Genomic DNA, 22,699 nt, shown 5'->3' on the forward strand with positions numbered 1-22,699 from the left:
CGGAAGCGGCCTCGCCGTACCCATGGCATGGCTGTACGCCGAGTACATCGCCGACGAGCTGCTGCGCACCGGGCAGTTGATCCCGCCCGGCACGCTGGAGTTCCGCGCGGGGCGCGAGGCGCTCGCGCTGACCGTATACCTGTCGGACTCCACGGACGAGCTGTCCGGGGTCGGGGTGATCTCCCAGCTCGACGAATGGCTGTCGCTCACCGCGTACGGCCACCCGTGGGAGCAGTGGGTACGGGAGTGCTTCGCGGCCCGCGCCGAGCGGGGTGACGGCGGCCCGGACCTGGAACTGGCCACGGCGTCCTGGCGGTGGCTGGAGTCCACGGAGCTCCTCGCCACGGACCTGGCCGGCACGGGCGTCGAGCCCGGCCCCGCGACCCGCGGCGAATCCCCCCTGGCCTGCGGGGACGGCGACGGCCCCGGCCCCGGCCCGGCGGAACGCGCGGACCCGGTGGACGAGAACGCGCGGGTGTGGCTGCCCGCCTGGCAGCTCGGACTGCCGCTGGGGCACCTCTCGGTGCACCTCTTCTGAGGAGCCCCGCCGACAAGGTCCGCCGACAAGGTCCGCCACGTCCGCGTCAGTGGTCGGGCCGGGGCGAACTGTGCACGCCTGCACGGTACTTGGGGATGCGGACCGTGATCTTCATGCCCGCGCCGACGGCCGTCTCGACGACGATGCCGTAGTCGTCGCCGTAGACCTGGCGCAGCCGCTCGTCCACGTTGGACAGGCCGATGCCCGCGGTGGCGGGCTCCTGTCCGGCGAGGATGCGGCGGAGCCGGGCGGGGTCCATGCCGACGCCGTCGTCCTCGATGGTGACGATCGCCTCCGCGCCAGCGTCCCGGGCGGCGAGGGTGATCCGGCAGTTCTTGCGGGAGTCCTCCAGGCCGTGCTTGACGGCGTTCTCCACGAGGGGCTGGAGGCAGAGGAAGGGCAGGGCGACGGGCAGCACCTCGGGAGCGATCTGGAGGGTGACCTCGAGGCGCTCGCCGAAGCGGGCCCCGGCGAGCGCCAGGTACTGCTCGATGCAGCGGAGTTCGTCGGCGAGCTGGGTGAAGTCGCCGTGCCTGCGGAAGGAGTAGCGGGTGAAGTCGGCGAACTCCAGAAGCAGTTCGCGGGCCCGCTCGGGGTCGGTGCGGACGAACGAGGCGATGGCGGCCAGGGAGTTGAAGATGAAGTGCGGGGAGATCTGCGCACGCAGCGCGCGTATCTCCGCCTCGACGATCCGGGTGCGGGAGCGGTCCAGCTCGGCCAGCTCCAGCTGTACGGAGACCCAGCGGGCGACCTCGGTGGCGGCCCGCACCAGGACGGCGGACTCCCGGGAGCCGTAGGCGACCAGCGCACCCAGCACGCCGTCCTCGCCGGTGAGGGGGGCGATGACGGCCCACCGGAGGGGGCAGGAGGGGTCGTCGCAGGCGGTGTGGACGCAGGTGCTGCGGCCGGAGTCGAGCATCTCGGCGACCTTGAGCATCACCTTCTCCTGGTGGTGCGCGGCACCGGGGCCGTCCCAGGCCAGGACGGTGGTGCGGTCGGTGAGGCACAGGGTCTCGGTGCCGAGGAGGGAGCGCAGCCGGCGGGCGGCCTTGCGGGCGGTGTCCTCGGTGAGTCCGGCGCGCAGCGGGGGCGCGGCGAGGGACGCGGTGTGCAGGGTGAGGAAGGTGGCGCGCTCGACGGGGGTGCCGAGGTCGAGGTTCTTCTCGGCGCGCAGGGCGGAGAGCCGGCCGAGCGCGGTGCCCACGGCGAGGAGCAGCGCTCCGGCCGCGGCGAGAGCGGCGATCTCGATGGTGGTCACTGCGCTGCTCTCCGGGTGCGGTGTTCTGGGGGGTGAACGGCGGCCTGCTCTGCGAGCGCTGCTCTGGTCCGTGAGCGCCGCCCTGCTGCATGAGCACTGCTTCGGGCAACGAGCACCGCTCCGGCCCGTGAGCGCCGCTCCGGTCGGTGAGCGGCGGACCAGCACGTGAGCAGCAGAAGGGCCCGCGAGCACCGAACCGACCCGCGGACCGGGGCCCGCGTCGCGAGCGGCGTCCCGCCCGGCGAGCAGCGCCCCACAACGCGAGCAGTGCTCTCGCCCCTGGTCACCGCTCCGCCTCCGGAGCACCGGTCCCGGTCGGTTTGGTGGTCAGCTCTTCCGGCAGGTGCAGCCGGGCCAGGATCGCGGCCGTGCCCGCCGGGACGCGGCTGCGTGTGGCGAGGGACACCAGCACCATGGTCAGGAAGCCCAGCGGGACGGACCACACCGCGGGCCAGGCGAGCAGGGAGTGCGACCAGCCGGAGGCCGGGATGCCCGCGCGGGTCGCCATGACCGCGGTGAGCGCCGCCCCGCCCCCGGTCACCAGCCCCGCCGCCGCCCCCGGCGGGGTGAGCCCCCGCCACCAGATGCCCAGCACCAGCAGCGGGCAGAACGACGACGCCGACACCGCGAACGCCAGCCCCACCGCGTCCGCCACCGGCACGTCCGCCGTCACCGCTCCCAGCCCCAGCGGCACCGCCATGGCCAGCACCGTCGCCAGCCGGAAGTACCGCACCCCGCGCGCGGGCAGCACGTCCTGGGTGAGCACCCCCGCCACCGACATCGCCAGCCCGGACGCGGTGGAGAGGAACGCGGCGAACGCCCCGCCCGCGAGCAGCGCCCCCAGCAGGTCGCCCCCCACACCCCCGATGAGCCGTTCCGGCAGGACGAGCACGGCGGCGTCGGCGTCCCCGGTCAGGGCGAGCTCGGGGGCGTAGATCCTCCCCAGGACCCCGTACACCGGCGGCAGCAGGTAGAACGCGCCGATCAGGGCGAGGACGACGAGGGTGGTGCGGCGGGCGGCGGTGCCGTTCGGGCTGGTGTAGAAGCGGACGGCGACGTGCGGCAGGCCCATGGTGCCGAGGAAGGTGGCGAGGATGAGCCCGTAGGTGGCGTAGAGCGGGTGTTCCTCGCGGCTGTCGGCGAGGGGCTCGGACCAGACGGCGGCGCCGGCGGCCCGGGTGTCGCGCTGTTCGGGGACCTCGGCCCCGGCGGGGAAGCGCAGGGTGGTGCCGGAGGAGACGCGGTGCGGGCCCGGGTCGAGGGTGACGCCGGCGTCGTCGTACGGGCGGTCGTCGACGGTGCCCGACACGGTGAGCGTGAGCGGCCGGTCGAGTTCGATGCGTACGGTCTCCTGGAAACGCACCAACGTGTGCTCGCGGAAGGTGGCGGGGGCGTCGAAGCGGGCCCGCGGGGTGTCGTCGCCGAACCAGGCCCCGGCCAGGAACAGGGCGGGCACCAGCAGCGCGGTCAGTTTCAGCCAGTACTGGAAGGCCTGCACGAAGGTGATGCTGCGCATGCCCCCGGCGGCGACCGCGCCCGTCACGACGACGGCGACGACGAGCCCGCCGACCCACCCGGGCGCGCCCGTGAGGATCTCCAGGGTGAGCCCCGCGCCCTGGAGCTGGGGCAGCAGGTACAACCAGCCGATCCCCACCACGAAGAGGCTCGCCAGCCTTCTCACCTGCGGTGATTCCAGGCGGGCTTCGGCGAAGTCGGAGAGGGTGTACGCACCGGAGCGGCGCAGCGGGGCGGCGACCAGCAGGAGCAGCACCAGGTATCCGGCGGTGTAGCCGACCGGGTACCAGAGCATTTCGGGGCCCTGGAGGAGGACCAGGCCCGCGATGCCGAGGAAGGAGGCGGCGGAGAGGTACTCGCCGCTGATCGCGGCGGCGTTGAGGCGGGGGCCCACGGTGCGCGAGGCGACGTAGAAGTCGGAGGTGGTGCGGGATATGCGCAGTCCGAGGGCGCCTATGAGGAGGGTGGCCAGGACGACGACGGTGACGGCCGTGACGGCGTACGCGTGGTTCATGAGGGGTGGGTCAGCGGCCTTCCACGAGGCCGCGGAAGTCCCGTTCGTTGCGCTCGGCCCGGCGGACGTACCAGCGGGCGATCAGCCACATCACCGGGTAGACGACGACGCCGAGCACCACCCACAGGTGGGGTCCTGGCGCGAGGGGCGTGCCGGTGAGGACGCGCGGGAGCTGGAGCAGCAGGGGCAGCGTGCCGACCAGCAGGGCGAGCGCGCCGAGGCCGAGGAGGGCGGTGCGGAGCTGACTGCGCATCAGGGAGCGGACGTAGGTGGCGCCCAGCGGTGTCTGCTCGCTGATCTCGGAGCGGGCGGGCGCGTGTCCCGGGGCCCGGCCGCCGGGCTTCCTGGCTGCCCGGGGCACGCCGGTCACGGTCTCGCGGCGGGGGCGCGGGGCTGCGGGCATGGGAGCGGGCTCCGGGGGTCGGCGGCGGTCCGGGGGCTGCTGGAGTCTACGCAGAGGCGCCGGTCAGGGGTAGGCCGAGGGGCCGGGAAGCCGGGGGGCTCGGCGCAGGACCGGGGGGTCAGGAACGGCCGGAGGGGCGCCGGGAACGGCCCGGGGCTCAGGAGCGACCGGAATCGTCGAGGGCAATCTCCAGTTCCACGTACGACTCCTCCGCGCGCCGGAAGGCGACTTCCAGGGCGGCCGCGGTGCGCGGGGCGGCGTACGGCTGGGCGGACTCCTGGACCTCGTAGAGGACGTCGGCCCAGCGGGCGGCGGCGCGCTTGACGTGGCGGAGGAGGGCGTCGAGTTCGTCCGGGGCGCGGGGGCGGATCGCGGGCAGGGCGCGCAGTTCCGCGAGCAGCGCGTCGACTTCGGACATTTCGCCTTCGGACATCCGGCTCCCTCACCCTGTGGTCGAGGGTCAGGGTAGGTGCGCGGGGACGGGGCGCGGAGGGTGGTTCGTTCTGCGGTGGCACTGCGTCGGTGAACGGTGCGGGGCACGCGCCGGGCGGTCCGCCGGGCCGGTGTGTCACCGGCCGCCCCCGGCGCGGCGCGTCAGCAAGTCGCGCAGTTCGCGGGCGTGCCGGCGGCTGACGACGAGTTCGGCGTCGGCGACGCGGACGGTGGTGGTGCCGGAGTCGAGGCGCAGTTCCTCGATGCGGTGGAGGGCGACGAGGTGGCGCCGGTGTATGCGGACGAAGCCGCGGGACGCCCAGCGCTCCTCCAGGGTGGAGAGGGGGATGCGGACGAGGTGACCGGTGCCGGGGCCGGCGGGGGTGGTGGTGTGCAGGCGGGCGTAGTCGCCGTGGGCCTCGACGTAGGCGATGTCGGCGATGGGCACGAAGCGGGTGACGCCGCCGAGTTCGACGGGGATCTGGTCCTGCGGGGCGGGTGCTTCCGTGGGAGGGCGGGGCGCGGGCGCGCTGGACACTCCGGCGGCGGCACGGCGCACGGCTTCGGCGAGACGCTCGCGGCGCACGGGTTTGAGCACGTAGTCGACGGCCTTGAGGTCGAAGGCCTGGACGGCGAAGCCCTCGTGGGCGGTGACGAACACGATGAGCGGCGGCCGGGCGAAGCCCGCGAGGAGGCGGGCCACGTCGAGGCCGGTCAGCCCGGCCATGTGGATGTCGAGGAAGACGACGTCGATGGCGTCGGCGCCGTCGGGCCCGGCGTCCAGGGCCCGGTTGATCCGCAGGAGGGCCTCGGTGGCGTCGGTGGCGCCCTCGGCGCTGGTGATGCGGGGGTCGGCGCGCAGGAGGTAGAGGAGTTCCTCCAGGGCGGGCTTTTCGTCGTCGACGGCGAGGGCGCGGAGCATGGGGACACGTTACGGGTCGGCCTGGCGGCACGGTACGGGGTGGCCGCCTCGGCCCACTGCGGGCGGCGGCGCGCACGGCGGGCAGGCCGTCGGAGGACGATGGAACCCGCGGTCCGGGCACGGCGGAGCCCGCAGCGCCCATGGCCCGCGGCGCCCGCGGCCCGGGTGCGGCGAAGCCTGCGGTCCAGGCGCTGCGGCTCCCGCAGTCGAGCGCCCTCGCACACCACGGCCAAGCGCCCCTGTACGCGAACCGTCACCGCCCGCCCGGAGCCCTCAGGCCGGTCCGCCCCGCGCTCCCCCGCGCTGTCCGCCGCGCGCGGGCACGATGAACTCGCACCACAGCGCCTTGCCCTCGCCCCTGGGCTCCACGCCCCACACGTCCGCGAGCCGGTCCACGAGCAGCAGTCCGCGTCCGGACACCGCCGCGTCGCCCGCCTCCCGGCGGCGCGGCAGCGCGCTGGAGCCGTCGGCGACCTCGACGCGCAGCCTGCGCTCGGGGGCGTCGAGGATCCGTACGGTGAGGAGAGCGCCGCCCTCGGTGTGCATGAGGGCGTTCACCATCAGCTCGTCGGCGGCCAGTTCGACCTCGTCGCCGACGCTCTCGGCGCCCCAGGCGCGCACGGCGGCCCGGATCAGGTGCCGGGCGGAGGCCAGCGACTCGGGGTCGCCCACGGCGACGTGCTGCTGGAGGCGGCCGCCTCCGCGGGGCGCGTCGGAGGTACGGCGGCGCAGCAGGAGCAGGGCGACGTCGTCTCCGCCGTCGCGTTCCTCGACGGACGCGCAGAGCCGGTCGGCGAGGTGCTGGAGGTCGCGGGGGCCGTCGTGGACGAGGTCGGCGAGGGCCTGGAGCCCGTCGTCGAGGTCCGACCCGGGCTGCTCCACGAGCCCGTCCGTGTAGAGGATCAGCGTCTGCCCCGGGTCCAGCTCCCGTGTGCTGACGGGGTATTCGAGCTGGCCGAACTCGGCGGAGAGCCCCAGCGGCAGCCCGCCCAGGACGGGGACGCGGCGGCAGGACCCGTCGGCGAGGCGCAGCAGCGGGTCCATGTGGCCGGCGCGGACCAGTTGGACGACGCCGGTGCTGAGGTCGATCTCGGCATACGTGCAGGTGGCGAAGCGGTCGGTGTCGAGTTCGTGCAGGAACCCGGAGGCGCGGGCCATCACGGTGGCGGGGGTGTGCCCCTCGGTGGCGTACGCCCGCAGCACGATGCGCAGTTGGCCCATGACGGCGGCGGCGTGGGTGTCGTGCCCCTGCACGTCGCCGATGACCGCGCCGACCCGGCCGCCGGGCAGCGGGATGACGTCGTACCAGTCGCCGCCGACGTCCTGCCCGTCGCGGGCCGAACGGTAGCGGACGGCGATGTTCGCACCGGGGACGGAGGGCACCCGCCGGGGCAGCATGGCCTGCTGGAGGTTCTCGGCGAGGTCCTTCTCCTGCTCGTACAGCATGGCCCGTTTCAGGCTCTGCGCGATGCTGGAGCCGAGGGCGATCAGCAGGTTCCGCTCGTCGGCGCTGAAGCCGCACTTGCCGCTGTAGAGCAGCCCGAGCGCGCCGACGGGGCGGGCCTGCGCGATCAGCGGGAGGTAGGCGGCCGAGCTCACCCCGAACTTCGAGACGTGCTCCCACAGCCGGGGGTAGGCGGCGGCGAAGGCCTCGCCCGACTCGATGAAGCGGGGCGCCAGGCTGCGCACCACGTCGCCCATCGGGTACGCGGGGTCGTCGATGCGGGTGTAACGGGTGCCGGGCATGTATTCCGGCCCTTCGGCGACCAGCCGGATGCGGCCCGCCTCGACGAGCCCCATGACCAGCGACGACGACTGGAACCTGCCCAGCTCGTGGGCGTCCTTGAGCACGTCGATCACGTCGCGGACGCTGCGGGCGTGCGCGAGCGCCGCCGTGGTCTCGGCGACCACTCCGGTGCCGCCGTGCCGGCCGGTGTCCCGCTCGGTGCGGGCGGCGAACTCGTCGAGCTCGCGGGTGGCGTCGCGCACGACGCCGATGATCCGGTACGGGCGGCCGTCGGCGTCCCGGCGGATCACCCCCTGGGTGTGCCCCCAGCGGAGCGAGCCGTCGCGCAGCCGGACCCGGAAGTACGCACCGTACGACGGGGCGCCGCTCTTCAGGGCCTGCGAGACCACGGCGTCCATGCGCTCGCTCTCGCCCGCTGCGACGGTGGCGAACAGGGCCGACGGGGTGCCGTCGAACTCGCCCGGGCGCAGGTCGAAGACCGCGAGGGCGGAGTCGTCGAGGTCCAGGTGGGACTGGTCGAGGTCCCAGTCGAAGATGCCCATGTGGTTGAGGGCGAGGGCGGCCCCGGCGGGGACGGGCCGGTCGGAACGCGGTTCGTCCCCCGTCGGCGCGGGACCGGACCGCCCGCCCGGGCCGCGCTCCGCGGGCGGGTCGGTCCGCCGGTCGGGCGAGCGGTCAGCCACCGTCCGGTCCGGACTCGGTCCCGGTGTCCCGCTCCGGGGCGGTGCCGGGGGCCGACGGCGGCCGGAGCGCCGGGTGGTCGCCGGGCATGGGGCAGCCGGAGGGCACGGACGCGCGCGGGGTGCGGGCGGGGCGGGGGGTGGTGGGCGGCGCGACGGGCGGGCCGCTGTCGCCGGTGGTTTCCGAGCGAGGGTTCGCGGGGGCGCCGGACGTGCGGAAGCCGGGTGCAGCCGGGGTGTCGGCGCGCGGCACGACCGGGGCCGGACCCCGCGGGAAGCGGGGGACGGCGTCGACGCCGACGCGACCGGCCCCGGCGAACGCCCGCGCCTTCGCCGGAGCGGCGCCGGGCCCGGTCAGGCGGTGGATCCGCTGCTCGACGTCGCAGGTGGAGACCGGCCGGGCGCCGCCGTGGAGCCCGGGCGGCCCGCCGGAAATCCGCCGGACGCCGCGCGCGGACGCGGACGGGGAAGCGCTCTCCGTGTGCGTGGGGGCGGGACCGTCCGTGGTGGGCAGCGGTGCGGTCGCCTTCGCGGTCGACCGCGTGAACGGATCGGGTCCGGGTGCGGCAACCGGCTGAAGCAGTACGCCGTGGCCGCCGGCGTCCGTGGCGTCACCGAGGCCGGAGTCGCCGCTTCCGCACCGGGCCGCCGGCAGTGCCGGGGGCACGGCCGACACCGCTGTCACCACGGTGCGGCGACGCCTGGATGAGTGCACGCGGCTCTCCCGTCCTCTTCCTCGCCCAGCCCGTTCGTCCGTTCGCACCCCTGCGCGGAACGTACGATTACTCACTTATCTCCCTCTATGTCTGCCGCACTTCCGGGCCCCTCGCAAGTGGACGGAGCCCGCCCCGCCGCCCGCGCACCCGTCGGCTCTCGACGCCCGCGCCCCCGCCGGGCACAGTGGCCCGCATGACTGACGCCTCCGCTTCCGCCGCCCTCCCGCCCCTGGGCACCGCATCCGAGATCGCCGCCGCCGTCCGCGGGAAGCGGCTCGCTCCGCGCGAGGCGGTCGCCGCGTCGCTCGCCCGTATCGAGGCCATGGACGCCCGGGTGGGCGCGTTCCGCTTCGTGCGCACCGCACGGGCGCTCGCCGAGGCGGACGCCCTCCTCGACCGCCCCGACCTGGACCGGCTGCCGTTGGCCGGGGTGCCGGTCGCGATCAAGGACAACCTCCCGGTACGGGGCGAGTCGACCCGTACCGGATCCGCGGCCACCTCGCCCGTGCCCGCCGGGGAGGACCACGAGACGGTGGCCCGGCTGCGTGCGGCGGGCGCGGTCGTCGTCGGCCTCACCCACGTCCCGGAGCTGTGCGTGTTCGGCACCACGGACGGCGTGCACGGCATCTCGCGCAACCCCTGGGACCTCACCCGCACGGCAGGCGGCTCGTCCGGCGGCAGCGCGGCGGCCGTCGCGGCCGGAATGGTGCCGATCGCGCTCGGCAACGACGGCATGGGCTCGCTGCGCATACCCGCCGCGAACTGCGGGGTGATCGGCCTCAAGCCGGGTCTCGGGCGGGTGCCCGCCGGGATCGGCGACGGCGACTGGTACGGCATGTCCGAGAACGGCCCGCTCGCCACGACCGCCGAGGACGCCCGCCTGATGTTCGCGGTACTCGCGGGCGACAGGGCAACCGGGTCCATCGGCACAGGGGCCGCCGGGCGCACCGGCACAGCGGTCACCGGACTCGCCGGCGCAGAGGCCACCGGGCGGACGGGCGCAGAAGGCACCGGGCTCACCGGCACCGCGGCCACCGGAGCCACCGGCCTCCCCGACACCACCTCCCTGCGCCTGGCCGCCTCCACCCGCAGCCCCCTGGCCGGCACCCCCGTCACCCGCCCGTACGCCGACGCGGTCTGCGCCGCCGTCCGTCTGCTGGTCGACGCGGGGCACACCGTCCGCCACGACGACCCGCCCTACCCGCTCTCCCTCTCCATCACCGCCCTGGCCCGCTGGACCGGCGGCACCGCCAAGGACGCCGCGGGCCTGGACCCGCGCCTGCTGGCGCCCCGCACCCGCCGCCACGCCGCCGCCGGACGCCTCTTCGCCCGTACGCCGCTGCTGCGCACCGACCACCGGGAGCGCCTGCGCGAACGGCTCACCCCGTTCTTCACGGAGTACGACGTCCTGCTGATGCCCGCGCTGGCCCGCCGCGCTCCCGAGGCCGCCCCCTGGCACGAGCGCGGCTGGCTGCGCAACGTCCTGGTCAACACGGCGTACGCACCCACCACCCCGCCCTGGAACCTGGCCGGCTGGCCCGCGCTCACCCTCCCGCTGGGCACCCTGCCCGGCACGGCCGCGCCCTGCGCCGTGCAGTTGGTGACGCGGCCCGGCGGAGAGGAACGGCTCCTCGCGCTGGCGGCGCGCATCGAGTCGCTCAAGCCGTGGGAGCGGACTGCCGCGCACCACCTGGCCGGCTGACGCCGCTTCGCGCGGTTCCAGCAGCCCGACCGCCACGGCCCCCCGGAGCGACCCGGGCGCGCGGGAGCCGTGGTGGTCGGGCGGGACGCAAACGCCCCGGTTCACCCCTGCGCTACAGCAGCGCGGGCCGCACCCACTCCTCGCCCTTCACCTTCTCGTCGAAGAAGTTCAGCACCGTCTCGTACCAGACCACGGCGTGGTTCGGCTTGAGCACCCAGTGGTTCTCGTCCGGGAAGTACAGGAACTTCGCCGGCACCTCGAACCGCTGGAGGTCCTGGAACAGGGCCATCCCCTGCCCCACCGGCACCCGGTAGTCCCGTGCCCCGTGGATCACCAGCATCGGCGTGGTGATCCGCTCCGCCCCCAGCACCGGCGAGTTCGCCTCGTGCCGCTGCGGCTGGGTCTCCGAGTGGCCGAAGATCCGGCGGAAGAACCACGACGCGTCGGAGTCGCTCTGGAAGGCCGCCGTGTCCCAGATCCCGGCGTGCGACATGATCCCCCGGAAGCGGCCCGTGTTGGTCGCCACCCGGTTCGCCATGTACCCGCCGTACGAGCCGCCCGCGAGCCCGGTGCGCGTCTCGTCGATGTCCTCGCGCGCCTCCGTGGCGTCGGTGAGCGCCATCAGGTCGCGGTAGGGCTGCCCGCCCCACTGGCCCCAGCCGCGCTCGTGCATCTTCTGTCCGTAGCCGGTCGACAGCGCCGGGTCCGGCAGCAGCACCGCATAGCCGCGGGCCACGAACACCCACGGGTTCCAGCGCCACGTCCACGCGTTCCACGACCCCTGCGGCCCGCCGTGCACGAACACCAGCAGGGGCGCGGGCGTGTCCGCAGACGCGCCTTCCGGCACCGCGAGCCAGGCCCGCAGCGGGAAGCCGTCGTCGCCCGTGGTCTCGACCTCGGTGAGCGTGCCCGGCAGTTCGGGCAGCGAGCCGGGGGCCTTCAGCGCCACCGGGCTCTGGTCCTCGCCGGCCGCCGCGAGCCGCACCGGGACCGGCGCCTCGTCGAGGTTCGTCCGCAGCGCGTACAGGGTCGCCCCGTCCGGGGACACCTGGAGCGAGCCGTACGCCCCGGAGGCCGTCAGCCGGGTGACCGTGCCGTCCGCGTCACGCCGGAAGACCGGGAGGTGGCCCAGCTCGTCGGCGGTGAACCACAGCGTGCCGTCGCCCTCGACCGGCGAGACCCGGACGCCGCCCGGCCAGTTGTCGAAGCCGGGCAGCAGGTCGGTCTCCTCGCCGGTCGCCAGGTCCACCCGTACGAGAGTGACGTCGTACGGCGTCTCGTACGTCTCCTGGAGTTCCCGCTCCAGCACCACGGCCGTGCCGTCGTTCGTGAAGACGGCGCCGCCGTACTGGAAGCCGGGCCGGTCCACGACACGCAGTTCCTCGCCGGTCGCGGCGTCCGCGACGACGACGCACGACCGGTTCTCGCTCGGGACGCGGCCGTTCACGAACCTGCCGTACGCGACCCGGCTGCCATCCGGCGACAGCGCGACGCCGCCCTCGTCCACGGCGCCCTGCCCGCCCGCGTCGACGGGCGCCGCGTCCTCGGCGAGGGGGCGCACGAAGGCGTGGAGCTCGCCGGGGCCCAGGTCGTGGTCCCAGAACCGGGTGGGTCCGCCCTCGTAGAGGATCGCGGTGACCTTGGCCTCCTCGCGGTCCTTGGTCAGCTTGGCGTGCGCCTCGGCGTCGGCCGCGCCGGGCAGCAGACTGCCGGAGTAGACGAGTGCGTCGGCGCGGGCCGCGAGGGCGAAGCCGGCGATGCCGCCCGGGTGGCGGGCGACCCTGCGGGCCTCGCCGCGCTCGGGCAGCGCCCACAGCGTCGCGCCGTCCTCGCCGTCCGCCTTCTCGGCGGTCGCGTCGGTCTCCTCCCGGCCGGACAGGAAGTGCAGGGTGCCGTCGGCGGCGAACGCCGGGGCCGACTCGCCCTTGACGGACCGGGTCAGGCGCAGCGGTTCCCGCACGCCCTGCGGGTCGACGTCCCAGAGCCCGGAGACGTACCCGGTGCCCTCCGCGTTGCGGGACTGCACGGCGGCCACGAGCCGGGTGCCGTCCGGCGAGAGGGCGAGGGCCCCCACGCGCGGGGTGGAGAAGAAGGCGGACACATCGTGAAAGGCGGTTTTGCCGCTGGATGTCGCAGACATGACCGTCATCCTCGTGCCCACCTCGGTGCCCGCACCAGGGAATTCGCTCTGGGCTCAGCGAAGGGCGCCCGGGTGACCGGGACGATCGCCGCGGTGCGGCCGTCCACCCCGCTGCGGGTCGCGTACGTACGGGCAGCGCCCGGCGCGGTACGCGCGACGGGTCACGGAGCGCGGTCGTACGGTTTGGCCGGTTCTGGTCACCGGCGGGTCAGAAGCGCTGGAGGCGGCCACCGGCACGTAGCGGGCCGGGCCCCCCGCCCTGTGGCGGGGGACCCGGCCCGTCCGGTGCCAGGGGGCCGTGGGGACGCGGCCCGTCGTGTCGGCCCGGTCAGTCGACGCCGGGCAGGATGTGCGGCTCCGCGAGGTCGTCCTCGTACCCGGCGAGCCGGATCGGTGCCGACCTGGCCCACACTTCCAGGTTGCCGAGCTTCTCCGGCTTGGCCGCCCGGCCGCCCGCTCCGGCCCTGGGGGTCCGGTTCGTCGACCGTTCGGACCTTCGCTGGTCCTGGTGAGTCGTCTTTGGTGTCACCGCGCACTCCTTTGTGTCGCGCAACCCGTCGGACGTGTCCGCGCGGTCCTCATGCCGAAACCGCCGAACTCGCCCGGAGGGGCAAGAGGGAAAGGGCTCTTCCGTCGCGGTGGCGCCGGTCTCACTCGTGCGGGAGACGCCGTGGTGGTGGGCGTTTCCCGGATACGGGCCGAGGGTGTCGCTCCGTCCGTGACGAACAGAGTACCCATATGAGCGCCCCCGCGCTCGATGGATTCCGTCGACTTTCGGCCCATGCCTCCGACGGAGGGCTCACTGTCCGCCGTCACCCCGGTGGACGGATGCCCCTCCGGTCCGTCCCGGCACAGGCGCGACCGCACGCACAGGGCCCCCTTCCGTCGTCCTGTTCCTCGGACGGCGGAAGGGGGCCCTGGCCTGCCGGTGGGTTACCAGCCCGCCGGCGCGTAGTCCTTGAGGAAGACGCCGTAGAGGTCCTCGCCCGCCTCGCCGCGCACGACCGGGTCGTACACCCGGGCGGCGCCGTCGACCAGGTCGAGGGGGGCGTGGAAGCCCTCCTCGGCCAGCCGCAGCTTGTCGAAGTGCGGGCGCTCGTCGGTGATCCAGCCGGTGTCGACGGAGGTCATCAGGATGCCGTCGGTCTGGAACATCTCCTGCGCGCTGGTGCGGGTCACCATGTTCATGGCGGCCTTGGCGGCGTTCGTGTTGGGGTGGCCCGCGCCCTTGTAGCCGCGGCCGAAGACGCCCTCCATGGCGGAGACGTTGACGATGTGGGCGCGGCCGCTCTGCGCCTTCTTCGCGGCCTCGGCCATCGCCGGCCGGAGCCGGCTGATCAGGATGAACGGCGAGGTGTAGTTGCACAGCTGGGTTTCGAGCAGCTCCACCGGGGAGATCTGCTCGATGGTCTGCACCCAGGTGTTGGTGTCGACGACGTCCGGGACGAGACCGCCCGCGTCGATGGCGCTGCCGTCGCGGTGCCGCTCGATGCTGGCGTTGCCCGCGACCAGGGCCAGCTCGGCGACCTGCTGGGCGTCCAGGCCGCTCACGCCGAGCGGCAGGGCGGCCAGGCCGTCGACGGCGCCGGAGTTGAACGCGCCGATCACCTGGTGGGCGGGCAGCTCGCCCGGGGGCAGCGGCGCGTTCTCGCCGTCGACCAGGGCGGCGTACGCCGAAGGGAGGCGGCGGACGGTCTGCGTGGCGTTGTTGATCAGGATGTCGAGGGGACCGGCCTCGGTGACCCGTCCGGCCAGCTCGACCGCCTGGGCGGGGTCGCGCAGGTCGATGCCGACGACCTCCAGGCGGTGCATCCAGTCCGCGGAGTCCTCCATCGCCTTGAAGCGGCGGATGGCGTCCTTGGGGAAGCGGGTGGTGATGGTGGTGTGCGCGCCGTCGCGCAGCAGCCGCAGCGCGATGTACATGCCGATCTTGGCGCGGCCGCCGGTGAGCAGGGCGCGCTTGCCGGTGAGGTCGGCGCGGGCGTCGCGCTTGGCCCGGTTCAGGGCGGCGCACGGCTGGCAGAGCTGGTGGTAGAAGTAGTCGACCTCGACGTAGCGGGTCTTGCAGACGTAGCAGGAGCGCGGCCGCTGGAGTACGCCGGCGATCCGGCCCTCCTCGGTGGCCGACTTCGGCAGCAGCCCCTCGGTCTCGTCGTCGATGCGCTCGGCGGAGCCGGTGGCGGTCGCCTCGGTGACGGCCTTGTCGTTGGCGGTCTTGGCGGCCCGGCGCTCCTGGCGGCGGCGCTGCTTGACCGTGCGGTAGACGCCCGCGGTGGCGCGGCGGATCGTGATGGCGTCCGGGTGGTCCACGTCGAGCTCGTCGAGCTCCGCGAGGACGCTCAGGACCAGGGCCATGCGCTCCGGGTCGATGCCGGGGCCGTACTCGACCGGCTCACCGGACTCACCGGGCTCACCGGGCTGACCGGGCTGACCGGGCTTGTCCTCTGTCACCGTCATCGCCGCTGCCGTCTCTCGTTCCTGCCGCACATGTCGCACGTGCGGTGAGTGCTCAAAAGAAGAATCGTACGGAGGCGGAGGCGAGTGCGACAAACCACGAGGTGCGCGGTCACGCAGTGTCACAGGACCTGTTGGCCCTTGCCCAGGGCGATCACCCCGTTCCGGGACACGGTGTACAACTCGGCGTCACGCTCCGGATTGACGCCGATCGTCGCTCCCGGCGGGACGTCGACGTTCTTGTCGAGGATGGCGTTCCTGACCACCGCTCCGCGTCCGATGCGTACGTTGTCGTGCAGGACGGAGCCCTGGACGACCGCGCCCGGCTCGACGACGACGCCCGGCGAGAGCACCGATCCGGTGACCTGCCCGCTGATCACGCAGCCGGGGCCGACGATGGACTCGCTGGCGATGCCCGCCGAGCGGAAGCGGGCGGGCGGCAGCTGCCCGAAGTGGGTGTAGATGGGCCAGCGCTTGTTGTAGAGGTTGAACTCGGGCTCTTCGGCGACGAGGTCCATGTGGGCGTCGTAGTACGTGTCGAGGGTGCCGACGTCGCGCCAGTAGCCGTGGTCGCGGGCGGTCTCGCCGGGGACGTGGTTGTCGGTGAAGTCGTAGACCTGGGCGGTGCCGCGCTCGGTGAGCTGGGGCAGGATGCTGCCGCCCATGTCGTGCACCGATTCCTCGTCCTCCGCGTCCCGCAGCAGGGCGTCCACCAGGACCTTCGTGGTGAAGATGTAGTTGCCCATGGAGGCGAAGACGTGGCGCGGGTCGCCGGGCAGGCCGGGCGGGTCGGTGGGCTTCTCCAGGAACTGCTCGATGCGGGCCCCGTCGGAGGCCGGGGTGATGATCCCGAACGCCGAGGCGTCCTTGCGCGGCACCCGTATCCCGGCGACGGTCACGCCCGCGCCGCTCTCGATGTGCTGCTCGAGCATCTGACGGGGGTCCATGCGGTAGACGTGGTCGGCGCCGAAGACGGCGATGAAGTCCGGCTGCTCGTCGTGCACCAGGTTGAGCGACTGGAGGATCGCGTCGGCGCTCCCCAAGTACCAGCGTGGGCCCAGGCGTTGCTGGGCCGGGACGGGGGTGACGTAGTTGCCGAGCAGGCTGGACATCCGCCAGGTGGTGGTGATGTGCCGGTCCAGCGAGTGCGACTTGTACTGCGTGAGGACGCAGTTGCGCGTGATGTCGCCGTTGACGAGGTTGGACAGGACGAAGTCGACGAGGCGGTACGTCCCTCCGAAGACCACCGCCGGTTTGGCCCGGTCGGTGGTGAGCGGCATCAGCCGCTTGCCCTCCCCGCCCGCCAGTACGATCCCGAGCACCGAAGGTCCACCGCGCATCGCCGCCCCCAAGGGTCAACCAGCAAAGGTCACTTGACCAACTCCGCGTACATTTCGGCGGTCCGCCGGGCCACGGCGTCCCAACCGAACTCACTCACTGCGCGTACCCGCCCTGCGGCTCCCATGCGCGCGGCGGCCTCCGGGTCGTCGAGCACCCGGTTCAGGGCCTCGGTGAGGGCGTTCTCGAACTCCTCGGGGTGCCGGGCCGCGCGCTTCTTCTCGTACGGTACGAGCAGTCCCGTGCGCCCGTCGTCGACGACCTCCGGGATGCCGCCGACCGCGGAGGCCACGACGGCCGTGCCACAGGCCATGGCCTCCAGGTTGACGATGCCGAGCGGTTCGTACACCGAGGGGCAGACGAACACGGCGGCGTGGGTGAGGAGCTGGACGACGTCGGGGCGCGGCAGCATCTCCGGGATCCAGAACACCCCGTCGCGCACCCGCTCCAGTTCCCCGACGAGTTCGCGGAACTCGGCGCCGATCTCGGGGGTGTCCGGAGCTCCGGCGCACAGGACGAGCTGGGCTTCGGGGTCCAGGGCGCGGGCGGCGCGCAGCAGGTGCGGGACGCCCTTCTGGCGGGTGATGCGGCCGACGAACAGGACGTAGGGCCGTGCGGGGTCGATGCCGACGCGCGTCAGCACGTCCGTGTCCTGGGCGGGTCGGTAGAGGTTGGTGTCGATGCCGTTGTGCACGACGCGGACCTTGGCCGGATCGAGGTCGGGGTAGCAGGCGAGGACGTCCTCGCGCATGCCCCGGGACACCGCCACGACCGCGTCCGCCGCCTCGACGGCGGTCCGCTCGGCCCAACTGGAGAGCGCGTAGCCGCCGCCGAGCTGCTCGGCCTTCCAGGGGCGCAGCGGCTCCAGGGAGTGACAGGTCATCACGTGCGGTATGCCGTACAGGAGTTTGGCGAAGTGTCCGGCGAGGTTCGCGTACCAGGTGTGCGAGTGGACGAGGTCGCGGCCTTCGAGGGCGGCGGTCATGGCGAGGTCGACGGAGAAGGTGCGCAGCGCGTCGTTCGCGTCCCGCAGCCCGGCCGCGGGCCGGTGGCGTCTCACCGCGGCGTCACCGCCCTCCGCGGTGTCCCCCCAGCAGTGCACCTGGAGGTCGACCAGGGATCGCAACTCCCTGGCCAGGAACTCCACATGGACGCCGGCGCCTCCGTAGACGTCCGGCGGATACTCGCGCGTGACCAGCCCCACCTTCACCCCATGATGGTCACTCAGATCCGGGCTGCGGGGAAGACCGCCGGGGGGCCCGGTCGAAAACGCAGTCGCCGCAGAGTCCGCCGGCGGGGCAGCGGTAGTACAGACAGCAACTGTTGCGGCGGAAGGCCCCGGCCCTGAGGGAGCCGGTGGAGTTCAGGTCGGGGTGGGCGAAGAGCTCGTGGGCGATCACGGCAGCCCGCCTGGCGACCTCCGGGCGGTCCTTCTCCCGCGCCCAGCGCCTGAGTTGGGTGACCGCGGCGGCGAGGGCCGACCCCGCGTTGCCCCACAGGAGCTGCGGCGAGATGTTGCCGTCGCGGCGCAGGGCCTCCGCCAGCGGCAGCAGGTGGCCGTACTGGACGCCGTCGCGCAGGGTGTCGGCGGTGGCGGGCAGGGTCCGTACGTCCGTGAGCAGCAGGTCGTCGGGCGACTGCCCGTCGGCGTCCCAGTGCAGGCGGTCCGCCGAGAGGTCGGGCACCTCGTCGTAGAGGGCGGCCGATCCGAGGGCGACCGACCAGAGCCGGGCGACGATTCCGAGGTGGGCTATCGAGGCGGCGACCCGGCGTTCGGGGGCGTCGAGCCGGGCGGCGACCTTGTCGACGCGCCGTGCCAGGGGCGCCGCGTCCCCGGTGTCCCCCGCGTACACCCGGGAGAGCGGGACGTGACCGCTGCCGGGCTCCCCCGTGCGCAGCGCGAAGAACCCGTTCACCGAGCCCAGCTCCGCGAAGTCCACTGGGTCCCCCTTTCACCCCGCCAGAACCGATTGCCCGGTCACCGTATCCGTGCCCGGGTGCCGCTCCGGCGCTCGGGGGGCTGTCGACGGCGGCCGGGGCGCTGTTCGGTGCTGCTACGGGGCCTGGGACGCGCTCCTCGCCAGGGCAGCGGCGCTGCTCCCGGCGGCGGGCCCCCTGCTGCTCGCCTCGGACCGCGCGGGGGACGACGGCGCGGACGGAAGGGGAGGAGCTCCCCGTGGAGCTCCTCCCCGGCGCGCCCGGGCAATGGGCGAAACGTCCGGCGGCCGCGGGGCCGGGCCCTGCGGCCGCCGGCCCGTCACACCCGGACGCCGCCTGCTCTCAGGTACGCGACGGGGTCGACGTCCGATCCGAAGCCCGGACCGGTGCGCACCTCGAAGTGCAGGTGGGGCCCGGTGCTGTTGCCGGTCGACCCGGACCGCCCGATGCGCTGCCCGGCGTCGACCTTTTGGCCCTCGCGGACGGTGAGCGCGGACAGGTGCGCGTACTGGGTGTACTTGCCGTCCGGGTGCTTGAGCACCACCTGGTAGCCGTACGAACCCGCGTATCCGGCCGATACCACGCTGCCCGACCCGACGGCCTTGACGGTCGTGCCGGTGGGCACCGGGAAGTCGACACCGGTGTGGTACCCCTTCGACCAGGACCCGCCGGCCGCCCGGTAGGGAGTACTGGCCCCGGCGTCCACGGGTGCGCTGAGCCCGCCCTTGCGGGAGGAGGCGGCGCGGGAGGAGGCCTGGTCGGCCCGGGTGGGCTGGTTCTTCTTCTCGGCCTTGGCCTTTGCGGCTTTCTCCTTCTCGGCCTTCTCGGCCGCCTGCTTCTTCGCCTCGGCCTGCTTCCTGGCCTCGGCCAGCCGCTTCGTCTCGGCTGCCTGCCGTGCCTGGTCACCCCGGCCGTCGGCGCCGGTCGCCCGCTCGGGGGCGGGTCCGCGTGCCGTGTCGCCCTGCGGCGTCGGGGCGGGGGCGGGCTTGGACGGAGCGCTGATGCGCACGAGGAGGCGCTGCCCGGGGCGGATGACGTCGGGGTCGCCGCCGATGACCTGACGGTTGGCCTGGTAGAGCCGCTGCCAGCCGCCGGTGACCTTCTCCGACTCAGCGATCTGGGACAGCGTGTCCCCCTGGGCCACCGTGTACGCACCGGCCGTCGGGCCGCCGGGGACGGGACGTGTCGGCCCGAGGTCGGTCTTCGGCGGCGGGGTCCGGCCGGCCGGGGGTTGGGGCGCGGGACGCTCGGCAGCGGGGGGCTCGGCCTTCTTCTGCCCCTCGCCCCTGTCGGGCGTGCTGTCCTTGGCCTTGTCCTTCTGCGGGCCCTTGCCCTGCTGCGGGCTCTTGTCCTTGGCCGGGCTCTTGTCCTTCTCCACATTGGAGACGCTGATGTCCGGTGCGGGACCGCCGCGTACGAGCCCCGCCTTGACCGAGCACACGGGCCAGGCGGTCGGCCCCTGGCCCTTCAGCACCCGTTCGGCGACGGCGATCTGCTCGCCCTTGCTCGCCAGGTCGGCGCGCGGCGCGTAGGCCTGGCCGCCGTAGGCGTTCCAGGTGGCCTGCCGGAACTGTAATCCGCCGTAGTAGCCGTTCCCGGTGTTGATCTTCCAGTTGTTGGTCGACTCGCACGCGGCGACCTTGTCCCACACGTCCACCGGAGCCGCCCCGGCGCTGCCGGAGGCCATGAGCGGCAGCGCCATGCCCACGCCCCCCGCCGCGGCAAGCGAGGCGCTGTTGATACGGCTGGGCTGATACCGCCGATGACGTCCGGTAGGGGCCATGTCCCTCGTCCTCCGCTCACACTGCCGACACATCGCAGTCGCAAAAGTAAGGGCTCCGTAGGGACCATGACAAGACCGGCAACTCTCGTACCTCTGTGTCCAGTTGAAACGGAATCAGTCCCTCCCCGCGCCTTTCCCACCGTTCCCGCCCACCTCGGCGACCGGTTCCGGTCCGGCCGTCGTCCGCCACACCCGGCGCCCCGCGCCCGCGCTGACCAGCGCGGCCGCCACCAGCGCCGCACTCACCCACAGCGGTGCCCGGAACCCGAACCCCGCCGCGAGCGCGAGTCCCCCGGCCCACGGCCCGAACGCCGCGCCGACGTTGAACGCCGCGGTGGCAAAGGCGCCGGCGAGGGTCGGGGCGCCCTCGGCCGCGTACAGGACCTGGGAGATGAGGGTGGAGCCGACCGCGAACGACAGCGCTCCCTGGAGGAAGACGAGCACGAGGGCCGCCACCGGCTGCCCGGCGGCGAGCGCGAACAGCACCCACCCGCCGGCGAGCACCGCTCCCCCGCCGACCAGCAACGACACGGGCCGGACGTCGGCGACGCGCCCGCCCACCACGACCCCGGCGAATGACCCCGCCCCGAAGAGCGCGAGCACCACGGGCACCCGCCCCTCGCCGAGACCGCTGACGTGGGTGACCAGGGGCGCGAGGTAGGTGAAGGTGCAGAAGGTCGCCCCGTTCACGAGCGTGCCCAGCAGCAGCGTCAGCCGGAGCCGCGCGCCGCGCAGCGCCCCGGCCTCCCGCCGCACTCCGACCCGTACGACAGTCGTGTCCCGGTCTGCGGGAACGGCGTACAGGATGCCGACGACAGCCGGTACGCACAGCAGCGCGACGGCCCAGAACGCGGCCCGCCAGCCGAGGAGTTGGCCCAGCCACGCCCCGGCGGGTACTCCTGCCACGCAGGCCAGGGTGACCCCGCCGAGCAGCACGGAGGTGGCCCGCCCCTTGGCGTGCGGCGCGACCATCGCGGCGGCGGCCGTCAGCGCGACGGCGAGGAACCCCGCGTTCGCGAGCGCCCCGAGGACCCGCAGGACCAGGAGCACCCCGAAGCTGGACGTGAGCGCGCCCGCCACGTGCACGGCGAGGAAGACCCCGAGGAACAGCAACAGCGCCGGCCGCCGCGCCCAGCGCATCGACAGGGCAGCGCACACCGGCGCCCCGACGACCATTCCGACGGCGAACGCCGAGGTGAGCGCCCCGGCGGCGGACAGGGACACACCCAGGTCCCGGGCGATGTCTGGGCCGAGCCCGGACAGCATGAATTCAGAGGTGCCCTGGGCGAAGACGGCGAGCCCGAGCAGATGAAGAGCGAACGGCACAGCAGAACCCCACAACGACGTCGTGTTTCGACACAGCCTTGGTCGACGCCGGTGATCCGGAGGCATGGCGCAGGGGTCGCCGGAGAGCCCGCGCGCGGGAGAGCGGCGGTACGGACGGCACTGCTGCGCGACGAGGCCACCGGACGACCGGTGGCTAGAGTCTTGACGCCTCGGGACTGGACACGGACGCCAGGTTACGAAGACGAGCGTGCGGGGTCCAGCCGTTTTCCTCGGCGGAGCGCGGCAGGAAAGGCAGAGTCCGGGGGCCAGGGAAGGAAGGGCGCGGAATACGCCGGAAGGGGCCGGACGGGTTCGTCTCCCGTCCGGCCCCTTCCTCAGTCCGTGCTCAGCTCATCGGACCCGGCGACGGCTCGGGAGCCGGGTCGGGGCCGGGCCCCGGCGGTACGGGGTCGGGCAGTGGCCCCGGCGGGACCGGGTCCGGCGACGGCGTCGGCGGCACGGGCGAGGGCCCCGGCAGAGGGCCGGGCAGCGGCCCCGGGTCGGGTCCGGTCGGCCCCGGCGGAGGCGTCGGCGCGGGCGGTACGGGATCGGGGTGCGGCTGGGTCATGCCTGATCGACCTCCAGAGGATCGGAGTCTTTCTCGAAGTGCGGATCAACCCCACTCTCTCCCGATGCGGCTGCCCCCGCCTGCCCGGTCCACACGTCAGCCGACGACGGCAGCCTGCGGATTCCGCCTCTGGTCGGCAGCTCCGGGCACGGGTTCGGCGAGGTCGGCCCCGGTCTGGACGATCCGGTTGCCGGCGTCGACATGCACGATGCGGGGGACGAAATTCCGCGCCTCGCGATCGTCGATCTGTGCGTAACTGATGAGGATCACGAGGTCACCGGGGTGCACGAGGTGGGCGGCCGCCCCATTGATGCCGATGACCCCCGACCCGCGCTCGCCCTCGATGACGTACGTCTCCAGCCGGGCCCCGTTGGTGATGTCCACGATGTGCACGAGCTCGCCCGGCAGGAGGTCGGCGGCTTCCATGAGATCGGCGTCGACGGTGACGGACCCGACGTAGTGCAGGTCGGCCTGGGTCACGGTGGCTCGGTGGATCTTGGACTTGAACATGGTTCGCAGCATCGGACAACTCCCAAAGTCTCTGCTCCCTGCCCGCTGAGCGCGGGTCAAGGGCGGTCGGCCGCAGCCTACAACGGGATGTGCCACAACGCAGAAAAGCCCCGTACCGGTTTTCCCGGTACGGGGCTTTTCCACAATGATTGTTCGGCGGCGTCCTACTCTCCCACAGGGTCCCCCCTGCAGTACCATCGGCGCTGAAAGGCTTA

At 73.8% G+C, this 22,699-nt stretch carries 18 protein-coding genes and 1 rRNA gene; 2 read left to right on the top strand and 17 right to left on the bottom strand.

Translation table 11 applies throughout. The annotated features are described in order from the left end of the window. Nucleotides 1-22: 22 nt before the first annotated feature. Nucleotides 23-538, top strand: a complete 516-nt coding sequence (locus tag ACZ56L_RS27575) for a hypothetical protein (protein WP_471067047.1) — start codon at nucleotides 23-25, stop codon at nucleotides 536-538. Between the two features lie 46 nt (nucleotides 539-584). Here ACZ56L_RS27575 and ACZ56L_RS27580 read toward each other — a convergent pair whose 3' ends face one another. From ACZ56L_RS27580 to ACZ56L_RS27610, 7 genes are all read right to left on the bottom strand, one after another. After that, complete coding sequence (locus tag ACZ56L_RS27580; RefSeq protein ID WP_471067010.1) at nucleotides 585-1,796, bottom strand: sensor histidine kinase; 1,212 nt, start codon at nucleotides 1,794-1,796, stop codon at nucleotides 585-587. Between the two features lie 283 nt (nucleotides 1,797-2,079). After that, the gene (locus ACZ56L_RS27585; protein ID WP_471067012.1) at nucleotides 2,080-3,825 is read right to left on the bottom strand and encodes a sodium/solute symporter; all 1,746 of its coding nucleotides are present in this window, start codon (nucleotides 3,823-3,825) and stop codon (nucleotides 2,080-2,082) included. Between the two features lie 10 nt (nucleotides 3,826-3,835). Next, nucleotides 3,836-4,228, bottom strand: coding sequence for a hypothetical protein (locus tag ACZ56L_RS27590; protein ID WP_345225818.1), 393 nt, complete (start codon nucleotides 4,226-4,228; stop codon nucleotides 3,836-3,838). 157 nt (nucleotides 4,229-4,385) lie between these two features. After that, complete coding sequence (locus ACZ56L_RS27595) at nucleotides 4,386-4,661, bottom strand: hypothetical protein (RefSeq protein WP_345225816.1); 276 nt, start codon at nucleotides 4,659-4,661, stop codon at nucleotides 4,386-4,388. A 135-nt stretch (nucleotides 4,662-4,796) separates the two neighbouring features. Continuing rightward, nucleotides 4,797-5,582 (bottom strand): LytR/AlgR family response regulator transcription factor, encoded by a 786-nt coding sequence (locus ACZ56L_RS27600; RefSeq protein WP_345225814.1) that lies wholly within the window; start codon nucleotides 5,580-5,582, stop codon nucleotides 4,797-4,799. A 273-nt stretch (nucleotides 5,583-5,855) separates the two neighbouring features. Beyond that, nucleotides 5,856-7,871, bottom strand: coding sequence for a SpoIIE family protein phosphatase (locus ACZ56L_RS27605; RefSeq protein ID WP_345226725.1), 2,016 nt, complete (start codon nucleotides 7,869-7,871; stop codon nucleotides 5,856-5,858). A 133-nt stretch (nucleotides 7,872-8,004) separates the two neighbouring features. Further along, nucleotides 8,005-8,724, bottom strand: a complete 720-nt coding sequence (locus tag ACZ56L_RS27610; RefSeq protein WP_471067015.1) for a DUF6777 domain-containing protein — start codon at nucleotides 8,722-8,724, stop codon at nucleotides 8,005-8,007. A gap of 194 nt (nucleotides 8,725-8,918) precedes the next feature. On the opposite strand from ACZ56L_RS27610, the gene ACZ56L_RS27615 reads away from it, so the two are divergent. Beyond that, complete coding sequence (locus tag ACZ56L_RS27615; protein ID WP_471067017.1) at nucleotides 8,919-10,427, top strand: amidase; 1,509 nt, start codon at nucleotides 8,919-8,921, stop codon at nucleotides 10,425-10,427. A 112-nt stretch (nucleotides 10,428-10,539) separates the two neighbouring features. Here the strand turns inward: ACZ56L_RS27615 and ACZ56L_RS27620 are convergent, their stop codons facing one another. The 10 genes from ACZ56L_RS27620 to rrf all read right to left on the bottom strand — a co-directional run. Further along, nucleotides 10,540-12,567: a S9 family peptidase gene (locus ACZ56L_RS27620; protein WP_471067018.1), complete on the bottom strand. Its 2,028-nt coding sequence runs from the start codon at nucleotides 12,565-12,567 to the stop codon at nucleotides 10,540-10,542. A gap of 328 nt (nucleotides 12,568-12,895) precedes the next feature. Then, on the bottom strand, nucleotides 12,896-13,096 hold the full coding sequence (locus tag ACZ56L_RS27625; protein ID WP_401761429.1) for a hypothetical protein: 201 nt from the start codon (nucleotides 13,094-13,096) through the stop codon (nucleotides 12,896-12,898). A 404-nt stretch (nucleotides 13,097-13,500) separates the two neighbouring features. Continuing rightward, nucleotides 13,501-15,024, bottom strand: a complete 1,524-nt coding sequence (locus tag ACZ56L_RS27630; protein ID WP_471067020.1) for an SDR family NAD(P)-dependent oxidoreductase — start codon at nucleotides 15,022-15,024, stop codon at nucleotides 13,501-13,503. Nucleotides 15,025-15,143: 119 nt separating this feature from the next. Then, nucleotides 15,144-16,361 carry a glucose-1-phosphate adenylyltransferase gene (gene glgC, locus ACZ56L_RS27635; protein ID WP_345225800.1) on the bottom strand — a complete coding sequence of 406 codons (1,218 nt, stop codon included), beginning with the start codon at nucleotides 16,359-16,361 and terminating at the stop codon, nucleotides 15,144-15,146. A gap of 29 nt (nucleotides 16,362-16,390) precedes the next feature. Further along, a complete protein-coding gene (glgA, locus tag ACZ56L_RS27640; RefSeq protein WP_471067022.1) occupies nucleotides 16,391-17,569 on the bottom strand; it encodes a glycogen synthase in 1,179 nt (392 codons plus the stop codon). Nucleotides 17,570-17,579: 10 nt separating this feature from the next. After that, nucleotides 17,580-18,299 (bottom strand): (2Fe-2S)-binding protein, encoded by a 720-nt coding sequence (locus ACZ56L_RS27645; RefSeq protein ID WP_471067024.1) that lies wholly within the window; start codon nucleotides 18,297-18,299, stop codon nucleotides 17,580-17,582. Nucleotides 18,300-18,616: 317 nt separating this feature from the next. Then, nucleotides 18,617-20,080 (bottom strand): transglycosylase family protein, encoded by a 1,464-nt coding sequence (locus tag ACZ56L_RS27650; protein ID WP_471067026.1) that lies wholly within the window; start codon nucleotides 20,078-20,080, stop codon nucleotides 18,617-18,619. A 114-nt stretch (nucleotides 20,081-20,194) separates the two neighbouring features. Further along, complete coding sequence (locus ACZ56L_RS27655; protein ID WP_471067028.1) at nucleotides 20,195-21,406, bottom strand: Cmx/CmrA family chloramphenicol efflux MFS transporter; 1,212 nt, start codon at nucleotides 21,404-21,406, stop codon at nucleotides 20,195-20,197. 664 nt (nucleotides 21,407-22,070) lie between these two features. Continuing rightward, nucleotides 22,071-22,496: an aspartate 1-decarboxylase gene (gene panD, locus ACZ56L_RS27660; protein WP_468691244.1), complete on the bottom strand. Its 426-nt coding sequence runs from the start codon at nucleotides 22,494-22,496 to the stop codon at nucleotides 22,071-22,073. Between the two features lie 139 nt (nucleotides 22,497-22,635). Further along, nucleotides 22,636-22,699, bottom strand: a 5S ribosomal RNA gene (gene rrf, locus ACZ56L_RS27665); the annotation flags it as partial.

Source organism: Streptomyces sp. NPDC039736, assembly GCF_055596485.1.

Bases quoted from the DNA above. Each gene is read 5' to 3' on its own strand.
- ACZ56L_RS27575 (WP_471067047.1), top strand. From the start codon at position 23: ATGGCATGGCTGTACGCCGAGTACATCGCCGACGAGCTGCTGCGCACC.
- ACZ56L_RS27585 (WP_471067012.1), bottom strand. From the start codon at position 3,825: ATGAACCACGCGTACGCCGTCACGGCCGTCACCGTCGTCGTCCTGGCC.
- ACZ56L_RS27590 (WP_345225818.1), bottom strand. From the start codon at position 4,228: ATGCCCGCAGCCCCGCGCCCCCGCCGCGAGACCGTGACCGGCGTGCCC.
- ACZ56L_RS27595 (WP_345225816.1), bottom strand. From the start codon at position 4,661: ATGTCCGAAGGCGAAATGTCCGAAGTCGACGCGCTGCTCGCGGAACTG.
- ACZ56L_RS27600 (WP_345225814.1), bottom strand. From the start codon at position 5,582: ATGCTCCGCGCCCTCGCCGTCGACGACGAAAAGCCCGCCCTGGAGGAA.
- ACZ56L_RS27605 (WP_345226725.1), bottom strand. From the start codon at position 7,871: ATGGGCATCTTCGACTGGGACCTCGACCAGTCCCACCTGGACCTCGAC.
- ACZ56L_RS27615 (WP_471067017.1), top strand. From the start codon at position 8,919: ATGACTGACGCCTCCGCTTCCGCCGCCCTCCCGCCCCTGGGCACCGCA.
- ACZ56L_RS27620 (WP_471067018.1), bottom strand. From the start codon at position 12,567: ATGTCTGCGACATCCAGCGGCAAAACCGCCTTTCACGATGTGTCCGCC.
- ACZ56L_RS27630 (WP_471067020.1), bottom strand. From the start codon at position 15,024: ATGACGGTGACAGAGGACAAGCCCGGTCAGCCCGGTCAGCCCGGTGAG.
- glgC (WP_345225800.1), bottom strand. From the start codon at position 16,361: ATGCGCGGTGGACCTTCGGTGCTCGGGATCGTACTGGCGGGCGGGGAG.
- ACZ56L_RS27650 (WP_471067026.1), bottom strand. From the start codon at position 20,080: ATGGCCCCTACCGGACGTCATCGGCGGTATCAGCCCAGCCGTATCAAC.
- panD (WP_468691244.1), bottom strand. From the start codon at position 22,496: ATGCTGCGAACCATGTTCAAGTCCAAGATCCACCGAGCCACCGTGACC.